This is a genomic window from Amycolatopsis coloradensis (assembly GCF_001953865.1).
Taxonomy (GTDB): domain Bacteria; phylum Actinomycetota; class Actinomycetes; order Mycobacteriales; family Pseudonocardiaceae; genus Amycolatopsis; species Amycolatopsis coloradensis.
This window is the reverse complement of record NZ_MQUQ01000001.1, coordinates 233,351-249,528: the sequence shown is the minus strand read 5'-3', so window position 1 is coordinate 249,528 and position 16,178 is coordinate 233,351. Positions and strand designations below refer to the sequence as shown.

Annotated in this window: 21 protein-coding genes; 9 read left to right on the top strand and 12 right to left on the bottom strand. The window is 69.4% G+C overall.

Features of this window, described 5'->3' with window-relative positions; all coding sequences use genetic code 11:
- Window positions 1-193: 193 nt before the first annotated feature.
- A complete protein-coding gene (locus tag BS329_RS01190) occupies window positions 194-781 on the top strand; it encodes a DUF305 domain-containing protein (protein WP_076154891.1) in 588 nt (195 codons plus the stop codon).
- Here the strand turns inward: BS329_RS01190 and BS329_RS01185 are convergent.
- From BS329_RS01185 to BS329_RS44290, 8 genes are all read right to left on the bottom strand, one after another.
- Window positions 758-1,726 carry an EamA family transporter gene (locus tag BS329_RS01185; RefSeq protein WP_076155113.1) on the bottom strand — a complete coding sequence of 323 codons (969 nt, stop codon included), beginning with the start codon at window positions 1,724-1,726 and terminating at the stop codon, window positions 758-760. The genes BS329_RS01190 and BS329_RS01185 overlap by 24 nt on opposite strands.
- Window positions 1,727-1,899: 173 nt before the next feature.
- Window positions 1,900-2,445, bottom strand: coding sequence for a hypothetical protein (locus BS329_RS01180; RefSeq protein ID WP_076154889.1), 546 nt, complete (start codon window positions 2,443-2,445; stop codon window positions 1,900-1,902).
- 74 nt (window positions 2,446-2,519) lie between these two features.
- Window positions 2,520-3,323: an alpha/beta hydrolase gene (locus BS329_RS44300; protein ID WP_244196988.1), complete on the bottom strand. Its 804-nt coding sequence runs from the start codon at window positions 3,321-3,323 to the stop codon at window positions 2,520-2,522.
- Complete coding sequence (locus tag BS329_RS44295) at window positions 3,320-4,060, bottom strand: hypothetical protein (RefSeq protein ID WP_244196987.1); 741 nt, start codon at window positions 4,058-4,060, stop codon at window positions 3,320-3,322. The genes BS329_RS44300 and BS329_RS44295 overlap by 4 nt, the downstream gene beginning before the upstream one ends.
- Window positions 4,060-4,350 (bottom strand): hypothetical protein, encoded by a 291-nt coding sequence (locus BS329_RS01170; protein ID WP_076154887.1) that lies wholly within the window; start codon window positions 4,348-4,350, stop codon window positions 4,060-4,062. The genes BS329_RS44295 and BS329_RS01170 overlap by 1 nt, the downstream gene beginning before the upstream one ends.
- 70 nt (window positions 4,351-4,420) lie before the next feature.
- On the bottom strand, window positions 4,421-5,035 hold the full coding sequence (wrbA, locus tag BS329_RS01165) for an NAD(P)H:quinone oxidoreductase (RefSeq protein WP_076154885.1): 615 nt from the start codon (window positions 5,033-5,035) through the stop codon (window positions 4,421-4,423).
- A gap of 48 nt (window positions 5,036-5,083) precedes the next feature.
- The gene (locus tag BS329_RS01160; protein WP_076154883.1) at window positions 5,084-5,893 is read right to left on the bottom strand and encodes a lysophospholipid acyltransferase family protein; all 810 of its coding nucleotides are present in this window, start codon (window positions 5,891-5,893) and stop codon (window positions 5,084-5,086) included.
- Window positions 5,894-6,007: 114 nt separating this feature from the next.
- Complete coding sequence (locus tag BS329_RS44290; RefSeq protein ID WP_076154881.1) at window positions 6,008-6,202, bottom strand: hypothetical protein; 195 nt, start codon at window positions 6,200-6,202, stop codon at window positions 6,008-6,010.
- On the opposite strand from BS329_RS44290, the gene BS329_RS01150 reads away from it, so the two are divergent.
- The 3 genes from BS329_RS01150 (at window position 6,192) to BS329_RS01140 (ending at window position 9,672) form a co-directional block, all read left to right on the top strand.
- The gene (locus tag BS329_RS01150; RefSeq protein WP_076154879.1) at window positions 6,192-8,537 is read left to right on the top strand and encodes a DNA translocase FtsK; all 2,346 of its coding nucleotides are present in this window, start codon (window positions 6,192-6,194) and stop codon (window positions 8,535-8,537) included. The two genes, BS329_RS44290 and BS329_RS01150, sit on opposite strands and share 11 nt — an antisense overlap.
- 202 nt (window positions 8,538-8,739) lie before the next feature.
- Entirely contained in the window at window positions 8,740-9,015 is a 276-nt protein-coding gene (locus tag BS329_RS45460; RefSeq protein ID WP_143252783.1) for a hypothetical protein, read from the top strand.
- Window positions 9,016-9,195: 180 nt separating this feature from the next.
- Entirely contained in the window at window positions 9,196-9,672 is a 477-nt protein-coding gene (locus tag BS329_RS01140) for a hypothetical protein (RefSeq protein WP_076154875.1), read from the top strand.
- On the opposite strand, the gene BS329_RS01135 is transcribed toward BS329_RS01140, so the two are convergent.
- Window positions 9,669-10,310 carry a nitroreductase family protein gene (locus tag BS329_RS01135; RefSeq protein ID WP_076154873.1) on the bottom strand — a complete coding sequence of 214 codons (642 nt, stop codon included), beginning with the start codon at window positions 10,308-10,310 and terminating at the stop codon, window positions 9,669-9,671. The genes BS329_RS01140 and BS329_RS01135 overlap by 4 nt on opposite strands.
- A gap of 10 nt (window positions 10,311-10,320) precedes the next feature.
- Window positions 10,321-11,169, bottom strand: coding sequence for an alpha/beta fold hydrolase (locus BS329_RS01130; RefSeq protein WP_076154871.1), 849 nt, complete (start codon window positions 11,167-11,169; stop codon window positions 10,321-10,323).
- A 58-nt stretch (window positions 11,170-11,227) separates the two neighbouring features.
- Between BS329_RS01130 and BS329_RS01125 the strand changes: the two genes are divergently transcribed.
- Window positions 11,228-11,764 carry an ABATE domain-containing protein gene (locus tag BS329_RS01125; RefSeq protein ID WP_076154869.1) on the top strand — a complete coding sequence of 179 codons (537 nt, stop codon included), beginning with the start codon at window positions 11,228-11,230 and terminating at the stop codon, window positions 11,762-11,764.
- Window positions 11,765-11,875: 111 nt separating this feature from the next.
- Here the strand turns inward: BS329_RS01125 and BS329_RS01120 are convergent, their stop codons facing one another.
- Window positions 11,876-12,403 carry an amino-acid N-acetyltransferase gene (locus BS329_RS01120; protein WP_076154867.1) on the bottom strand — a complete coding sequence of 176 codons (528 nt, stop codon included), beginning with the start codon at window positions 12,401-12,403 and terminating at the stop codon, window positions 11,876-11,878.
- Window positions 12,404-12,491: 88 nt separating this feature from the next.
- Between BS329_RS01120 and rimO the strand changes: the two genes are divergently transcribed.
- The 4 genes from rimO to BS329_RS01100 all read left to right on the top strand — a co-directional run bounded on the left by rimO (window position 12,492) and on the right by BS329_RS01100 (window position 15,584).
- A complete protein-coding gene (gene rimO, locus BS329_RS01115; protein ID WP_076154865.1) occupies window positions 12,492-13,940 on the top strand; it encodes a 30S ribosomal protein S12 methylthiotransferase RimO in 1,449 nt (482 codons plus the stop codon).
- A complete protein-coding gene (gene pgsA, locus BS329_RS01110) occupies window positions 13,937-14,578 on the top strand; it encodes a CDP-diacylglycerol--glycerol-3-phosphate 3-phosphatidyltransferase (protein ID WP_076154863.1) in 642 nt (213 codons plus the stop codon). Before rimO ends, pgsA begins: the two co-directional genes overlap by 4 nt.
- Window positions 14,575-15,036, top strand: a complete 462-nt coding sequence (locus BS329_RS01105; RefSeq protein ID WP_076154861.1) for a CinA family protein — start codon at window positions 14,575-14,577, stop codon at window positions 15,034-15,036. Before pgsA ends, BS329_RS01105 begins: the two co-directional genes overlap by 4 nt.
- Before the next feature lie 101 nt (window positions 15,037-15,137).
- Entirely contained in the window at window positions 15,138-15,584 is a 447-nt protein-coding gene (locus tag BS329_RS01100; RefSeq protein WP_076154859.1) for a helix-turn-helix domain-containing protein, read from the top strand.
- A gap of 61 nt (window positions 15,585-15,645) precedes the next feature.
- On the opposite strand, the gene BS329_RS01095 is transcribed toward BS329_RS01100, so the two are convergent.
- A complete protein-coding gene (locus tag BS329_RS01095) occupies window positions 15,646-16,122 on the bottom strand; it encodes a carboxymuconolactone decarboxylase family protein (RefSeq protein ID WP_076155111.1) in 477 nt (158 codons plus the stop codon).
- Between the last annotated feature and the right edge of the window lie 56 nt (window positions 16,123-16,178).

Here is a 16,178-nt window from a genome sequence, read left to right as displayed (position 1 = left end):
CGCCCGCTCGGTGGTCCGGTCCGGAGTGGTTTTGCGCCCATTCGCGGTCACCTCCTGACACCATGGCGGTGAATCGCGGAATTTTCGCACCGCAAGGACCGGAGGAAAAGTGTTTGCGCAACCCCCGGTGAACAGGCCGATGCGGGCTCTGCGAACCTAGGCACCTCCACCGCGCGTTCCGAGGAGCACTTCGATGCCGCACGCCGTCCTCCGGTTACTGCCTGCCGTCGCCCTGGCCGCCGTGCTGGCCGGCTGCTCGGACGGGGCACCCCAGTCGCAGACGGCGCCTCCCGGGTCGTCACCGCCGGCGCAGCAGGCCGCCGTTCCGTTCAACGACGCCGACGTCGCGTTCGCGCGGCAGGCCCTCGCGCATCACCAGCAGGGTGTGGATCTGGCTTCCCTGGCGGAAACCCGCGCCGAGAACGCCCAGCTGAAGGCCCTCGCCAAGCGGGTCATCGACACACACGAACCGGAGATCGCGCGGCTGTCGGCGCTCATCGAGTCCTGGGGCCAGCCGGCGCCGGACGACCCGAACCTCGAACACGTCCAGCGCGACGGCTACCTCGGCCCTGACGACATGGCGGAACTGGCCGGACTGTCCGGAAAGGACTTCGACCGCAAGTTCGTCTCGCGGTTGCAGAAGCAGCGCGAGGCGGGCGTCCGCATCGCCGACGCCGAAACCCGGCACGGCCGCAACCCCGACGCCCGCGACCTCGCCGCGACGACGTCGCGTTCGCAACAGCAGGAGATCAGCGACCTACGGGGCTTCCAGCAAGGTTGAGTCCGTCTGGACCACGTGGGAATTCAGCTGGACGATGTACGCGCCGGTCAGCAGCACCACCGCGCCCGCGGCTTGGATCCAGCTGAGCGCCTCACCCAGCAGCAGCCAGGCCGCCGTGGCGGCGACCAGCGGCTCCACCAGCCCCACGACGCTCGCCACCGACGCCGGAAGATGGCGCAGCGCGGTCATACCGGTCGCGTAGGCCAGCACGGTCGCGATCAGCACCAGCGCGATCAGCAGCGACCACACCGGCGGCCGCCACGGTCCGAACGAGGTCGGCGCGGCGAGGACTTCCCACGGAATCGTCCACGGTGGCGCGACCGCGCAGACGAGGACCGCGCCGATCGTCATCCCCCAGGTCACCATGCCGAGCGGATCCCGGTTCGCGACGCCGCGCTCCCCGAGCAGGAAGTACCCCGCCGAACAGAACGCCGCGCCGAGCCCGGCGAGCAACCCGAGGACGTCCAGGGTGAGGCCCTCCCAGACCTGCGCGACCAGGACTAACCCGGTCATCGCCAGCGCGATCCCCGCCCACATCGCCCTCGGCAACCGCACCCGCCGCACGAACCGGACCCACAGCGCGATCAGCACCGGCGAGGTGAACTCGAGCAGAATCGCGATCCCGACCGGGATCCGGCCCGCCGCGAGGAAGTACATGAGCTGCACGCCCGCCACGCCGAGCGAGCCGTACGCCAGCAGCAGCGGCCACTCGTGTTTCGCCACTTTGAGCAGTCTCGGCCGGAACACCGCGACCAGCGCGAGCAGCACGATCGCCGACAGCCCGATCCGGATCGCCGCGACCTGCTCCGGCGACAGCCCCGCCCGCATCGCCGGTTTGCCCAGCACGCCCGACGTCCCGAAGAAGAGCGCGGCGAGCAGGATGAGCACGATGCCCCGGCCGCGGCGCGCGACGTGCCGGGAGGGGGCGGCGAGTTCGGCGGTCACGGCCGGAGGGTAGAGGCCAGGTGGTGGCGGCGCCAGCCGTTTTCCCACCGGCTGGGTCGCGCCGGCCTGCACCCGATGGGGCATCGGGCGCACTCAGCGCACCCCATGCCACATCGGGGTCAGGCCGAAGAGCGACGTGCTGTTCCGATGGCCGTCCATCGTGGACTGCGACGTCAGAAGGAGGTGCCGCCGTCGGCCCAGTCGGTTTGGTCGAAGTCTGCATCGTCGACGGGAGCGCGGCGGGGCTTGCGGGCCGGAGCGGGTTCGGGTTCCGGCTCCGGGGGAGCGGCGGCAGGTGCCTCGGGAGCTTGCGGTTCGGGAGTGCCGTTCGGCCAGACGCAGGGGGAGGTCGCACCGACATAGAACTTGCCGAGATCGTTCGCCTTGAGCGACATGTCGAAGGCATCGCCGGTGTTGCGCGCGAAGAGGTATTGAATTGTCGGCCGCGAGTCGGTCAAAACCTCGAAGTCGTGCGATTCCCACCATTTGCTGATCGCCACGAAGTGCTCGGGGAACCGCGCGGAGTCCAGTCCGACGACCTCATAAGTAGCGGAGATCTCGAAACGGCCCTGCGGGCCCTTGTCGGTGGGGTCGGTGCACTCCGAACGGTTCCGCGTGAACAACTTCAACTCGGCGGGGGCAGGCAAGGCCGCGAACGCGCCCTGAATGTAGTTCTCGACCTTGTCGTAAGCCTGCTGCTCGGTGATCGTCGATTTCATTTCGCTCCCACCTCCAGGGGAACAAGCCGCCGAAAGTATCAGCAGGACGAGGATGGCCGGAAGAGCCCGGTTGTTCATGTCGTCGGCAATCCGGCGATGATCTGGCCGAGGTTGGTCAACGAAGGGTTGTTGTCTTCCCAGTATTCGCTGTGCGCTTCCTGGCTGTACCCGCCGAACCCGTCCGTTCCCGGCGCCGAGGTGAACACCTGCCCGCCGAAGTCCGCGTCGGTCGGGTCCTGCCCGAGCACCAGGTCGTACCCGGCGACCTCGAGGTTCGCCAGAGCGATCATGTCGTGTTCGGCCACCGTCGCGTGCACATGCTTGCCGACGTCGCCCTGGCCCACCCCATCGAGGTGCAGTTCGCTCACGTCGTGCGCGCCGACACCCGGGCTCGCCACGAAGACGAGTTCGTCCGCGGCGAGGCCGCCGTCGCGGGCGGCGTGGCCGACGACCGTCGTGCCGTAGCTGTGGCCCAGCACCGTGTTGTGCGACGGCGGCCCTTGACGCGTTTCCCTCAGCCCGTCCTGGAATCCGGCGAGCGCGGCTTTACCGCCATCGGCGTACTTCTCGCTCGCGGCGTCGGTGAGCCCGTCCGGGGCGTCGTAGCCGAGCCAGGTGATCACCGCGGTCGACGGGGAGCCCGCGGTCGTCGCGGTGGCCCACATCTTGTCGGAGCGGTTCAGGTCGCCGCCGATCTTCGCCAGTTCCGACCCGGTCCCCGGCACGTACGTCGCCACGTTCGCCGCCACGTTCGCCGCCGTGTCCGGGTTCCCGGCGGACACGATCGCCTTCCCGTCGCCGCCGGTGTCCAGCCCCAGCAGGAACGCCCGCGGTTCCGGCTGGTCCAGCCGCCGCGCGATGGCTTCCAGGCCTTTCACCTTCGGATCGCTTTGGAACCGCGCGATTTCACTGGCGAGGACGGCACGGTTGGCGGCGTCGCGGTCGGTGGCCGGGATACCGTCGAGATTGCGATGAGACCCGGATTTCCTTGCAGCACAGCGACTTTCGCCGTATCCGACAGGCTGTCCCACCAGGACTTGTTGTCGCCGGGGGAGCCGTTCTCCGGCGGCCCGATGATCGACAGGCCACTTTGCGCGGCGCCGGCGTCCGCGGCTTGGGCGAGGGTGCCGACTCCCTGTTCGGTGTTCTCCCCGCGAAGGGCCCGCCGCAGGATGGCGGCGAAATCGGCGTCGACGTCGGTGGCGCGGCGCAGGATCTGCTCGATCCGGTCGGCGAGTTCCGCCATCACCCGCGGCTCCGAAGGCCCACCGGAAGAAGTGATCTCCCCACCGGCGCCGATGGTCAGGCCGTTCCGGGAAGCGAGTTCGTCGGTCTCCCGCACGAACGCGACGATCCGGTCCAGCGCGATCTGCACCTCGTGCGCGCCCCGCCGGACCGCGGCCGCTTCGACCACCAGTTGTTCCAGGGTGGAAGTCAGCGATTCGGCCCGCGTCGACGCGGCGGTGGCGGCCTCGCCGGTCCAGCCGGGGAACCGCGCCATGGACTCGACGTCGTCGTTCACGGCGATGATCCGGGTGCAGCCGTCGCCGAGCGCGTCGGCGACAGCGCCGATCGCGGCCGGATCCCATCGGCGCACGTCGCCCCAGGCGAGCATCAGACGGGGAGTTCCCGGGACGCCGCCAGCTCGTTCGAGCGGTAACGGACGGCGGCTTCGTCGAGTTGCGCGGCGTACTCCGAGGCGTTCGCCGCCCAGCCGGGCACCGCGCGGCCCCAGGCGTCCGCGAGCAGTCGCGCCGCTTCGCCGGACACACCGCCTGGCAGGACTGCCGCCACATCGGCGAGTGTGGCCGCGAGGTTCACCTGCCCGACGTCGCCCGAAGCCCGTTCCGCCGCGTTCGACGCGGCGCCGATCGCTTCCAGGACCACCTCGTACCCGCCGGTCATCCCGCTTCCTCCCCGTAGCGTGACGTTGTGTGACCACCCTACGACGCGGGAGACGGGCGAGCGGTTCCCTTCACCCGTCCTTGAGGAGGCCGTCGGCGATATAGCGCGAGACGGTGGCGAGCCGTCGCCCCTGGAGGCGAAGGGCGTCCAGGGCGAGGTCGTCGGGTTCGGCCGACTTGCGCGAGACGAACGAGCCGCCGTACGGATTGCCCGATTCGAGCAGCCGCGGGTCGGTGTAGCCGAGCGGCAGGACGATGGCGCCCCAGTGGTAGAAGATGTTGTTCGTCGCCAGCACCGTCGCTTCGAGCCCGCCGTGCGCGGTGGACGCGGTGGTGAACGACGTCGCGACCTTGTTCGCCAGCTTTCCCTTGGCCCACAGGCCGCCGGTACTGTCCAAAAAGGACTTCAGCTGGGCGGCGGGGCCACCGAACCGGGTCGGGCTCCCGGCCGCGAAACCGTCGGCCCACTCCAGGTCTTCCAGTGTCGCGAGGGCATGGTGCGGACCGGCGTCCATCCAGGCCTGCCAGCGCGGATTGCTCGCCACCGCATCGGGCGGGGCCGTTTCGGGAACCGTGCGGACACGGACTTCGGCGTCGGTTTCACGGGCGCCGCCTGCCAGCGCCGACGCCAGTTTCGCGGTGTTGCCGGTCGCGCTGTAGTAGACGACGAGGATGCGGGTGCTCACGTCCGCCGACCTTAGGCGAGGGTGAGCACCCGTCCCAGGATCCGGAACTCAGTACTTCTTCCAGGGGCTGACGGTGTCGGTCGGCCGCGTCGGGTCGTGGAACTGCGGCTTGTCCAGCTCGCCGCGGCGCAGCGGCACCAGGCCGTCGGTGATCGCCTGCATGATCTCGGCGTGCGCGCGGACACCGGCGCCCGGCCGCTCCGGCTCGACCTCCGAGAGGTCCACCGGATCGCCGAAGTGCACCTGGAAGCGGGGACGGCGCATCGGCGCGCTCAGCCCGGACTTCGCCAGCGGCACCAGGTCGGCGGGGCCGTTGATGGTCTCCGTCCCCCAGTAGACGGCTTCGTGCGCGCCCCACTGGCTGATCGGGATCACCGGTACCCCGGCAGCCAGCGCGAGCCGGGCGGCGCCGGTCTTGCCGCGTTCGGGCCACAGGCCGGGATCGTGGCTGATCCGGCCCTCGGGGTAGACGATGAGCGGGTCATGGGTGGTGCGCAGGGCCTCGGTCGCGTCGGCGAACTGGCCGATGGCCGTCGACGCCTGCTTGCGGTCGACCCGCAGGTGGCCGCTGACCCGCAGCGCCGGGCCGATGACCGGCGCGTCGAGGATGCCGCCCGCCAGCATGAACCGCGGGTTGATGCCGATCCGTTTGCAGGCCGCCATCAGCACGAACGCGTCGAACACGCCGATGTGGTTGGCCGTCATGAGCAAGGGTTTCCGGCGCAGGGCCGCCGGGACACCGCCGGTGACGGTGAGTTTGCCGACGAAATTGACCAGCCCCCGGTCGATGTTCAGCATCGTGCGCCAGATCGCTGGGGCGCGGCGAGCCGAATTCTCATCCTGATGCAGCGCGAACATGGGGCAGAGCATGTCATGAACCGCGTTTCACCCGGATGGCCGCTCAAGCTGTGACCTGAGACGAATGTTCCGACTGTGCTCCGAGTGGCACCCGGGGCCGGCGGGTCGAGACGGTTACCGTGGAGACATGGCTAGCGGGTCGACGACCAGGAAACGGAGTACGGCGCGAAGCGGCGGCAGCAAGGGGCCGGCGCGAAAGCCGCGTACCCCGGCGAAGCCCAGGACAACGGCGGCGAGGAAGCCCGCTCCACGGCGCCCGGCGCCGAGGAAGAAGTCTTCCGGCACGTTCGCCAAGGGCGTGCGCGGCACCTGGAACCTGCTCGCGAAGGGGCTCGGCACGCTCGCGAGGACGGTCGGCCGCAGCCGCGAGCTCGAACCCGAACACCGCCGCGACGGTCTCGCACTCGGCTTGATCGCGCTGGCGCTGGTGATCGCGTTCGGCGTCTGGTGGCGGGCCGCGGGCCCCGTCGGCGGCTGGGTGGAGGTCGGCACCCGCTCGGTGCTGGGGGCCGGGGCGGTGACGCTGCCGCTGGTCCTGGTCGTGGCGGCCGTCGCGCTGATGCGGTCGGAACCGGTGCCGGAAGCCCGGCCGCGGATGGTCATCGGCACCCTCCTGGTCATCTTGTCCGTGCTCGGCCTGCTGCACATCTTCACCGCGCTGCCCCAGACCAACGACGCGCGGATGTACGCCGGTGGGGTGATAGGCGCGTTCTCCGGCGGCCTGCTGACCATGGGCGTCACCACCTGGGTCGCCGTACCGCTGCTGGTGCTGGTGCTGCTGTTCGGCACGCTCGTGTTCACCGGGACCCCGGTCAGGGAGATCCCGCACCGGCTGCGCAACTGGGGCCTCGACCCCGAAGAGATCGAAGAGGCCGAGGCCGAGCGCAAGGCCATCCACGACGAACGCGAAGCCGTCACCGAGGCCGACCCGAAGTCGGTCCGTCTCCGGAAACCGTCGCGGCGCCGCCAGGGCGCCGGCGACAACGCGGCGGAGCAGCTCGACATCGAAGCCGCGCTGGCCGAAGCGCCGACGCCACTGCGCCCGCCGAAGCCCGCTCCGCAGAGTTCATCCAAAAAAGCTGTCGAAGAAAAGAAGCCGAAGAAGGCCGAGCCGCCCATGGCGGTCACCCGGACCGTCGAAGGCGACTACAAGCTCCCGCCGCCGGATCTGCTGAAGCTCGGCGACGCGCCGAAGTCCCGCAGCAAGGCCAACGACGCCATGATCGAGGCGATCACCGGCGTACTGGACCAGTTCAACGTCGACGCGCAGGTCACCGGCTTCACGCGGGGCCCGACCGTCACCCGGTACGAGGTCGAACTCGGCCCCGGCGTGAAGGTCGAGAAGATCACCGCGCTGACCAAGAACATCGCCTACGCGGTGGCGACCGACAATGTCCGGCTGCTGGCGCCGATCCCCGGCAAGTCCGCGGTCGGTATCGAGGTCCCGAACTCCGACCGCGAGATGGTGCGCCTCGGCGACGTGCTGCGCGCGCCGTCGACGGTCAAGGACAACCACCCGATGGTCATCGGGCTCGGCAAAGACATCGAGGGCCACTTCGTCACCGCGAACCTGACGAAGATGCCGCACCTGCTGGTGGCGGGGTCCACCGGTTCCGGTAAGTCGAGCTTCGTGAACTCGATGCTGGTGTCGCTGCTCGCACGGGCGACGCCGGACGAGTGCCGGATGATCCTGATCGACCCGAAGATGGTCGAACTGACCCCGTACGAGGGCATCCCGCACCTGATCACGCCCATCATCACCCAGCCGAAGAAGGCCGCCGCCGCGTTGGCCTGGCTGGTGGAGGAGATGGAGCAGCGGTATCAGGACATGCAGGTCAACAAGGTCCGGCACATCGACGACTACAACAAAAAGGTGCGCTCGGGCGAGATCACCGCGCCGCCCGGCAGCGAGCGCGTGTACGCGCCGTATCCGTACATCATGGCGATCGTCGACGAGCTCGCCGACCTGATGATGACCGCGCCACGCGACGTCGAGGACGCGATCGTCCGGATCACCCAGAAGGCGCGTGCCGCCGGTATCCACCTGGTCCTGGCGACCCAGCGCCCGTCCGTCGATGTCGTGACCGGCCTGATCAAGACCAACGTGCCCTCGCGGCTGGCGTTCGCGACCTCCTCGCTCACCGACTCGCGGGTCATCCTCGACCAGCCGGGCGCGGAAAAACTCATCGGTATGGGTGACGCGCTGTACCTGCCGATGGGTGCCGGGAAGCCGGTCCGCATCCAGGGCGCCTTCGTCGGCGACGAAGAGATCGCGTCCGTCGTCAACTTCGCGAAGGAGCAGGCGCAGCCGGACTACCAGGACGGCGTCACCGCGGCGAAGGCCGGCGAGAAGAAGGAGATCGACTCCGACATCGGCGACGACCTCGACGTCCTCCTCCAGGCCGCCGAGCTGATCGTCACCTCGCAGTTCGGCTCGACGTCGATGCTGCAGCGGAAGCTGCGCGTCGGGTTCGCCAAGGCCGGACGCCTGATGGACCTGCTGGAAAGCCGCGGCGTCGTCGGGCCTTCGGAGGGCTCGAAGGCGCGGGACGTGCTGATCAAGCCGGAGGAACTGGAGTCGGTGCTGTTCATGATCCGCGGCGGCGGGGACGGGGGAGGCGGAGACGCCTCCGACGACGACTGATCCGGCCTTGGATGAAACTCTGCCAGGGAGGTGGTCAGGATGCTGCGCGGCTTCCGGTTGGTCACCATCATTTGTTCCGCGACGAACAGGAAATGCTCCTGAAGCCCGCCATGCCGGGCGACGAGCGCGCCGCCGTCCGGTGGCGGCGATCTAGGGAGCGAACGCCTCCGGCAAGTCGAACTTGCTCAACGGGCTCGTGTACATGGCCGCTGCGGTGGTCGGGTTGAGGGTCGTCGGCTCTGGCAGGGGTGTCTTCCGGCTCGATCCCGAGGCAGCGACTCGGCCGACGACGTTCGTGGTCCGACTATCGGCCGAAGGGCCGCGGTACACCTATGGCTTCAGCGTCGACGCCGACGGAATCGACGAGGAGCGGTTGTACTCCTACCCCGAAAAGCGACGGCGAGTCTTGTTCGACGGAGTCGGCGTGACCTCAAGTTCTGGCTGCTGCTGCATTCCGAGGCGTGCTCGGCGCTGCTGACATGGTACGGCGACGGGGCCAAACGCCTGCGCAAGCACGTTCCGGGAGTCAGCAAGTCGGCGTTGCGGTTCGCGGACTACGAGAGCGGATCGGATCCGCGGTCCTGCGCGCGAGGAAGCCCGACAAGATCAACTGAAGGGCCGATGCAACGGACCGCGGGCTCCGTTACGTCCAGAACTCGTGGACACCAAGAAGCTGCTCGTCGTCCTCTGCGCCCTGGCCGGTCTCGCCTGCGGGTCCGGCAGCTCCGCCGCGCGCGAACAACCCGCCGCGACCCAGCCGTCGACGACCCAGCCCGCGCCGGTGCAGCAGCCTCAACCCACCACGAAGCAACCCCAGAGCACCGTGGAGCTGGGAGAGACCGTCGTCCTCAATGTCGGTGACACGACCGAGGTCGCGTCGAAGGACGTCAGTGTCCGCTTCACCCGGCTGGTGTCCGATTCCCGCTGCGGCGCGGGCATGGTCTGCGTTTGGGAAGGAGAGGCCGTGGTCGAGCTGACCCTGGCCGAACCCGGACGCGGTGAGCGGACGACAGCGGAGGTCGCCTCCACCGGACGGGGCGGCAGGCAGTCCGTCGAGTTCGCCGCCTGCCGGGTGGACCTGGTCGCCGTGAGTTCGGGGGGCGACCAGGTCACCCTGCGGGTGTCCAAGGCTTAGAGCGTGTTGCCCCAGCCGTCGAGATACGCGATTTCCGACAGCGGCACGCGCGACGCGGGCTTGAAGTCCGGCACCGTCGTGTAGGCGACCGGCACCAGCCCGATCTGCGTGACATCGGAGGGGATGCCGAGGATCTCGGCCGCTTCCGCCTCGTGGGTCAGGTGATACGTCGTGAGCGTGGAGCCGAGGCCGCGCGACCGCAGCGCCAGCTGGAAGTTCCACACCGCCGGGAAGATGCCGCCGTAGAACGCGGCGTCGGTCGCGTTGTCGCCGCTCGGCCTGCCGGTCAGGCACGGGATGACGTACACCGGCACCCGGTCGATCACGTCGATCAAGTGCTGCCCCGAGGCGAACGCCCTCGCCACGGACGGCTCGGTGATCGCTTGACCCAGCGCGGCGGCGTTCGCCTCCAGGTAGGCGTTCCCGGCTCGCCGGAACAGCTCCGCGAGCTTGTCCTTCACCCCCTGGTCGCGGACGACGAGCCAGCGCCAGGCCTGCTGGTTGCCCGGCGTGGGTGCCTGCAACGCGAGCCGCAGGCATTCGTCGAGCACCTCCGGTTCGACCGGCCGGTCCAGGTCGAGTTTGCGGCGGACCGACCGCGTCGTGCTGAGCAGGTGGTCGGTGACCGAGGTGTCCATACCTTGCCTTTCAGTGATGCGCCGCCAGGAAGCGGTCGATCAGCTCGCTGATCGGTTCGACGTCCTCCTCCAGCGCGAAATGCCCGGTATCGAAGAAGTGAACCTCCGCCGAGGGGACATCATTCCGGAATGCTTCGGCTCCCGCCGGGACGAAGAACCGGTCGTTGCGCCCCCACACCGCGAGTACCGGCGGCTGTGCTTCCCGCAGCCATGCCTGGAACTTCGGGTACACGGGCGGGTTGTTCCGGTAGTCCCACAACAGGTCCTGCATCGCCTCCGTCCTACCGGGACGGTCGAGGAAGTACCGGTCCAGCAGGTAGCTCGACGGATCGATGGTCTCCGGATCGCGCGCGCCTTCGGTGTACTGCCACTTGATCTGTTCCAGCCCGAGGATCTCCGCGAAGCCGCGCTTCGCCTCGGCCTCGTCGGTCAGCTTCGCGAAGTCCGGCATCGCGGGCCCGAGTCCTTCGACGTAGGCGTTGCCGTTCTGCGTGATCAGCGCCGTGACCTGCGAAGGGCGTGCGACAGCCAGCCGCAGGCCCGCCGGAGCACCGAAATCGAAAACGTAGAGCGCGTACCGGCGCAGCCCCAGCGCTTCGACGAAGTCGCCGAGTACCTCCGCGAGCCGGTCGAAGGTGAACGGGAAGCCTTCGGGGGTCACGGTCTGCCCGAACCCGGGCAGGTCCGGCGCGACGAGCCGCCATCTCCCGGCGAGCCGTCGCATCAGCCCCGCGAACTGGTGCGACGAGGTGGGGAAACCGTGCAGCAACAGCAGGACGGGCGCGTCGGGATTGCCGGCCTCCCGGTAGAAGACCTCGACGTCGCCGAGCTGGACTGAACGGTGCCGGATGGCCGCCATGAGCGCTCCCTAATGGTTAGAACTGCCTTGAACCATTAGTACCTGATAGTGTCAAGGCATGCTCGATCTCGACTCGCTTCCCGGTGACGATCTCGCGGTGAACCTCGCGGACACCGTCCTGCTGGCCGCCTCGCCGTCGATCGACCTGCTCGACGACGGTCACGACTGGTTCTGGGCGACGCAGGCGTCCCGGCTGCCTAAAGGCGCTCGGCCGCCGTCGGCCGAGCAAACGCGGCGGTTGCGGTCAGCGGTGCGAGAGGTGCTGGAGGCGGCCGTGGCCGCGCGGGAGCCCGAGGCGTGGGCGGTCGAGCGGGTCAACGCGGCCGCGGCCGCTGTCCCGGTCAGCCCACGGCTCACCGCCCGAGGGGCCGAGACGACCTGGCACAGCGAGGACGGTGGTGAGATCGCTCTCGCGGCTGCCGCGGTGGCCGCGATCGACCTCGTTTCGGGGCCGCGCGCGAACCTGCTCAAGCGCTGCGGTGCGCACGACTGCTCGATGCTGTTCGTGGCGGCCAACAGCAGGCGGGTCTGGTGCACGCCGTCGCTGTGCGGCAACCGGGTCCGGGTCGCCCGTCACGCGAAGAAGGAAAATTGAGTCCTCACCGGTCGTGATGGCGGTTACCTGCTGTCGGCGGTCACGCGTGACTGGATGGACGACACGCGTAACTGGGTGGCTCCCGGCGAGTGTTCCGGGGTCCCCCTTCGGCTACAGCTCCAGCAGCATCCGGCTGTTCCCCAAGGTGTTGGGCTTCACGTACGGCAGGTCGAGGAACTCCGCGACACCCGGATCCGCCGAGCGCCGCATTTCCTCGTAGACCTCTTGCGTCACCGGTGTCCCGTCGATCTCGACGAAGCCGTGGCCCGCGAAGAAACGAGTCTCGAAGGTCAGCACGAACAGCCGTTTCAGCCCGATCTCGCGGGCGAAGTCGATCAACTGCTCCACCAGCGCGTGTCCGATGCCGTGACCCCGGGCCTTCTTGTCGACCGCGATGGTGCGCAGCTCGCCGATGTCCTCCCACAGCACGTGGAGGGCGCCACAGCCGAGTACGTCGTCACCGTCTTCGACCACCCAGAACTCCTGGACGCTCTCGTAGAGGGTGACGAGCTCCTTCTCCAGCAGCACCGTCCCCGCGTCGGAGTCGACCAGCGCCTTGATCTTGCGGACGTCCGCGATCCGCGCTCGGCGGACGCTCGGATGGCGGCGAAGGAGAGGGTCTGAGGGCACGTCCACCATTAAGCCATCCGCGAGGCGCCGCCCGGCCGAGGGCTCGCCCGAGCGAGCGATCGCCGACCCCGAGAGCAGGCCAGCTACCCTAAGGCACGTGCCTTCTCCCACCACTGATCCTGTCGCCACCCGCCGCGTGTCCTTGCTGACCCTCGGTTGCGCCCGCAACGAGGTCGATTCCGAGGAACTCGCCGGACGGCTGGCGGCGGGCGGCTGGGAGCTCGCCGCCGAGCCCGAGGACTCCGACGTCGTGGTGGTCAACACCTGCGGCTTCGTCGAGTCCGCCAAGAAGGATTCGGTCGACACCCTGCTCGCCGCGGCCGACACCGGCAAGAAGGTCGTCGCCGTCGGCTGCATGGCCGAGCGCTACGGCAACGAGCTGGCCGAGAACCTGCCCGAGGCCGACGCGGTCCTGGGGTTCGACCACTACGCCGACCTCTCCGACCGTCTCGACGACGTCGTGGCGGGCCGCAAGGTCGAGTCCCACACCCCCTCCGACCGTCGCAAGCTGCTGCCGATCAGCCCGGTCCAGCGCCCGACGGCCGCCGAGACGGTCGAGGTGCCGGGGCACGCGCAGCGTGGCTGGGGGCCGCGGGTGCTGCGGACCCGGCTCGACACCTCCCCGGTGGCCGCGCTGAAGATCGCGTCCGGCTGCGACCGCCGCTGCTCGTTCTGCGCGATCCCGTCGTTCCGGGGTTCCTTCGTGTCCCGGCAGCCGGACGAGATCGTCGCCGAGGCGATGTGGCTCGCGGAGAACGGCGTCAAGGAGGTCTTCCTCGTCTCGGAGAACTCCACCTCCTACGGCAAGGACTTCGGCCGTGACGGCGCCCGCGCGCTGGAACTGCTGGTCCCGCGCCTGGCCGCGGTGCCCGGTATCGAGCGGGTCCGCGTCTCCTACCTCCAGCCCGCCGAGACGCGCCCCGGCCTGGTCAAGGCCATCGCGACCACGCCGGGTGTCGCCGACTACTTCGACCTGTCCTTCCAGCACTCCAGCGAGACCGTGCTACGCCGCATGCGCCGCTTCGGCTCCACGGACTCGTTCCTCGCGCTGTGCGACCAGATCCGCGAGTACTCGCCCAACGCGGGCATCCGCACCAACGTCATCGTCGGGTTCCCCGGCGAGACCGAAGCGGACGTCGCCGAGCTGGAGCGCTTCCTGACCGGCGCGCGGCTCGACGCGGTGGGTGTCTTCGGTTACTCGGACGAGGACGGCACCGAGGCCGAGACCTTCGAGGGCAAACTCGACGAGACCGTGGTGGCCGAGCGGGTCTCGCGGATCTCCGCGCTGGTCGAGGAACTGACGTCGCAGCGGGCCGAGGACCGCATCGGTGACTTCGTCGACGTGCTGATCGAGCAGGCCGAGGACGGCGAGGACCCGATCGGCCGCGCCGCGCACCAGGCGCCCGAGGTCGACGGCGAATGCGTGCTGATCGAGACGGACGGCCTGCCCTCGCCGGCGGTCGGTGACTTCGTGCGCTGCGAGGTCGTGGACTCCGAGGGTGTCGATCTGATCGTGCGGCCCGCGCCGCTCGAGGCCGACCGGTGAATGCCGCCCCGAGCGACGCCGGGGCGGGCGAGGGGACCGGCGGTGAGCACGCCAGGGTCCCCGAGGCCACCCCGGTCCCGACACTGAACCTGGCGAATCTGCTCACGATGTCGCGGCTGGTGCTGGTGCCGCTGTTCGTGGCGGCGCTGTTCACCGGCGACGGGATGGACACGTTCTGGCGCGCGATCGCCACCGCGCTGTTCGCGATCGCGTCCTTCACCGACCAGGTCGACGGCTGGGTCGCGCGCAAGTACGGGCTGATCACCGACTTCGGCAAGATCGCCGACCCGATCGCGGACAAGGCGCTGATCGGCGCCGCGCTGATCGGGCTGAGCGTGCTCGGCGAATTGGGCTGGTGGGTCACCATCGTCATCGCGATCCGCGAGATCGGCGTGACGCTGCTGCGGTTTTGGGTGATCCGGCACGGCGTCATCCCGGCCAGCCGCGGCGGCAAGGCCAAGACACTCGCGCAGATCGCGGCCATCACCGCGTACCTCCTGCCCCTGCCCGCGGCGGCCGAGCCGGTGCGGTGGGTGCTGATGGGGCTCGCGCTCGTGCTGACCGTCGTGACCGGGCTCGACTACGTCGTGCGCGCGGTACGGCTGCGCGCGGCCGGAAGGCGCGCCGCGGGGGCATGAAAGTTGAGACCTTGATCACTCACCTGATCGAGCGAGGGGAGACGGTGGCGACGGCCGAGTCGCTGACCGCCGGACTGGTCTGCGCGACGCTGACCGAGATCCCCGGATCGAGTGCCGCCGTCCGGGGCGGGCTGATCGTCTACGCGACCGACCTCAAGGCTTCGCTCGCCGGAGTCGACGAAGACCTGCTCGCCGCCCACGGCGCCGTTCATCCCGAGGTCGCGGCTCAGTTGGCCGCCGGCGCCAGGGACCGCTGCGGCGCCACCTGGGGTCTCGGTTTGACCGGTGTCGCGGGTCCCTCGGGGCAGGACGGCGCCGCACCCGGCACCGTCCATGTCGGTCTCGCCGGACCGGGCGTGCTCACCGTCCGTACGCTGGGCTTGAGCGGTGATCGAGCTTCGGTCAGGGCCGGGGCCGTCCGCGGCGCGTTCGCCCTGCTGGGGGAACATCTCGCTTGATCGCCGCGTTCGCCCTTGGCGTATTGCCGTGTCAACACCTGCGCCCGGGGCACCGCACTGGGTAACGTAGGGGACAGTCAGTCCTGGAAGGGAGGCGCGTGATGACCGTGCTGTTGCGCGAGGCGATCGGCGACCGGCTCCGACACGCCCGCACGAACCAGCGTCGAACGCTGCGGGACATCTCCCGCGCCGCCAGGGTGAGCCTCGGCTACCTTTCCGAGGTCGAGCGCGGGCAGAAGGAGGCGTCCAGCGAGCTGCTGGCCTCCATTTGCGAAGCTCTGGAGCTTCCGCTCGGCGAACTCCTGCACAAGGTCGCGGCGGACGTCTCGGCGATCGACAACGTCGAAGTCGCCCCGGTCGAAGAGAAGGTCGAGGCCGGCAAGCGCCGGGCCCCGGAGCGCGAGAGCGCCGAGGCGGGGCTGGAAGGCGGCCGCCTGGTCTCCGAGCTGATCGGCAACGACCTGGCCGACCTGCGGATCTCGCCGCCACCGCGGATGAGCCCCGCGCTGCGGACGACCATCTCCGCACCGAAAATGGTCGCCGCCTAGCGGCTGTGCCGTGAGAAGAGGCCCCAGGCGATCCGCCTGGGGCCTGTTCCGTTTTCCCAGGTCAGTCGTCGAACGTGCCCGTCTGGTAGGAACCACCCTTGGTGTGCGTGATCACGAGCAGCCGGTTGGCGGCGTTGATCATCGCGACCAGGTAGACCAGCGCGGCGACCTGGTCGTCGTCGTAGTGCTCGCGCACCCGCGACCAGGTCTCGTCCGAGACACCCTGGTGCGCGTCGGCGACGCGGCTGCCTTCCTCCGCGAAGGCCAGCGCGGCCCGTTCGGCCTCGGTGAACACGGTCGACTCGCGCCAGGCGGCGACCAGGTTGACGCGGACCGCGGGTTCGCCGGCCGCCGCCAGGTCCTTGGCGTGCGCGTCGACGCAGAACCCGCAGCCGTTGAGCTGGCTGGCCCGCAGCGACACCAATTCCTGGGTGACCTTCGGCAGGGTCGACCCCTTGATGACCAAGCTGACGGCGGCGAACCGCTTGCCGAGTTTGGCGCCGAGCTCGTTGCTGTTCAGATCGAAACGGCTGTCCATGACTTCGTCCTCGTTCATGATCGGTGGTGGAGCGAACGACCACCAGACGCCGCTGA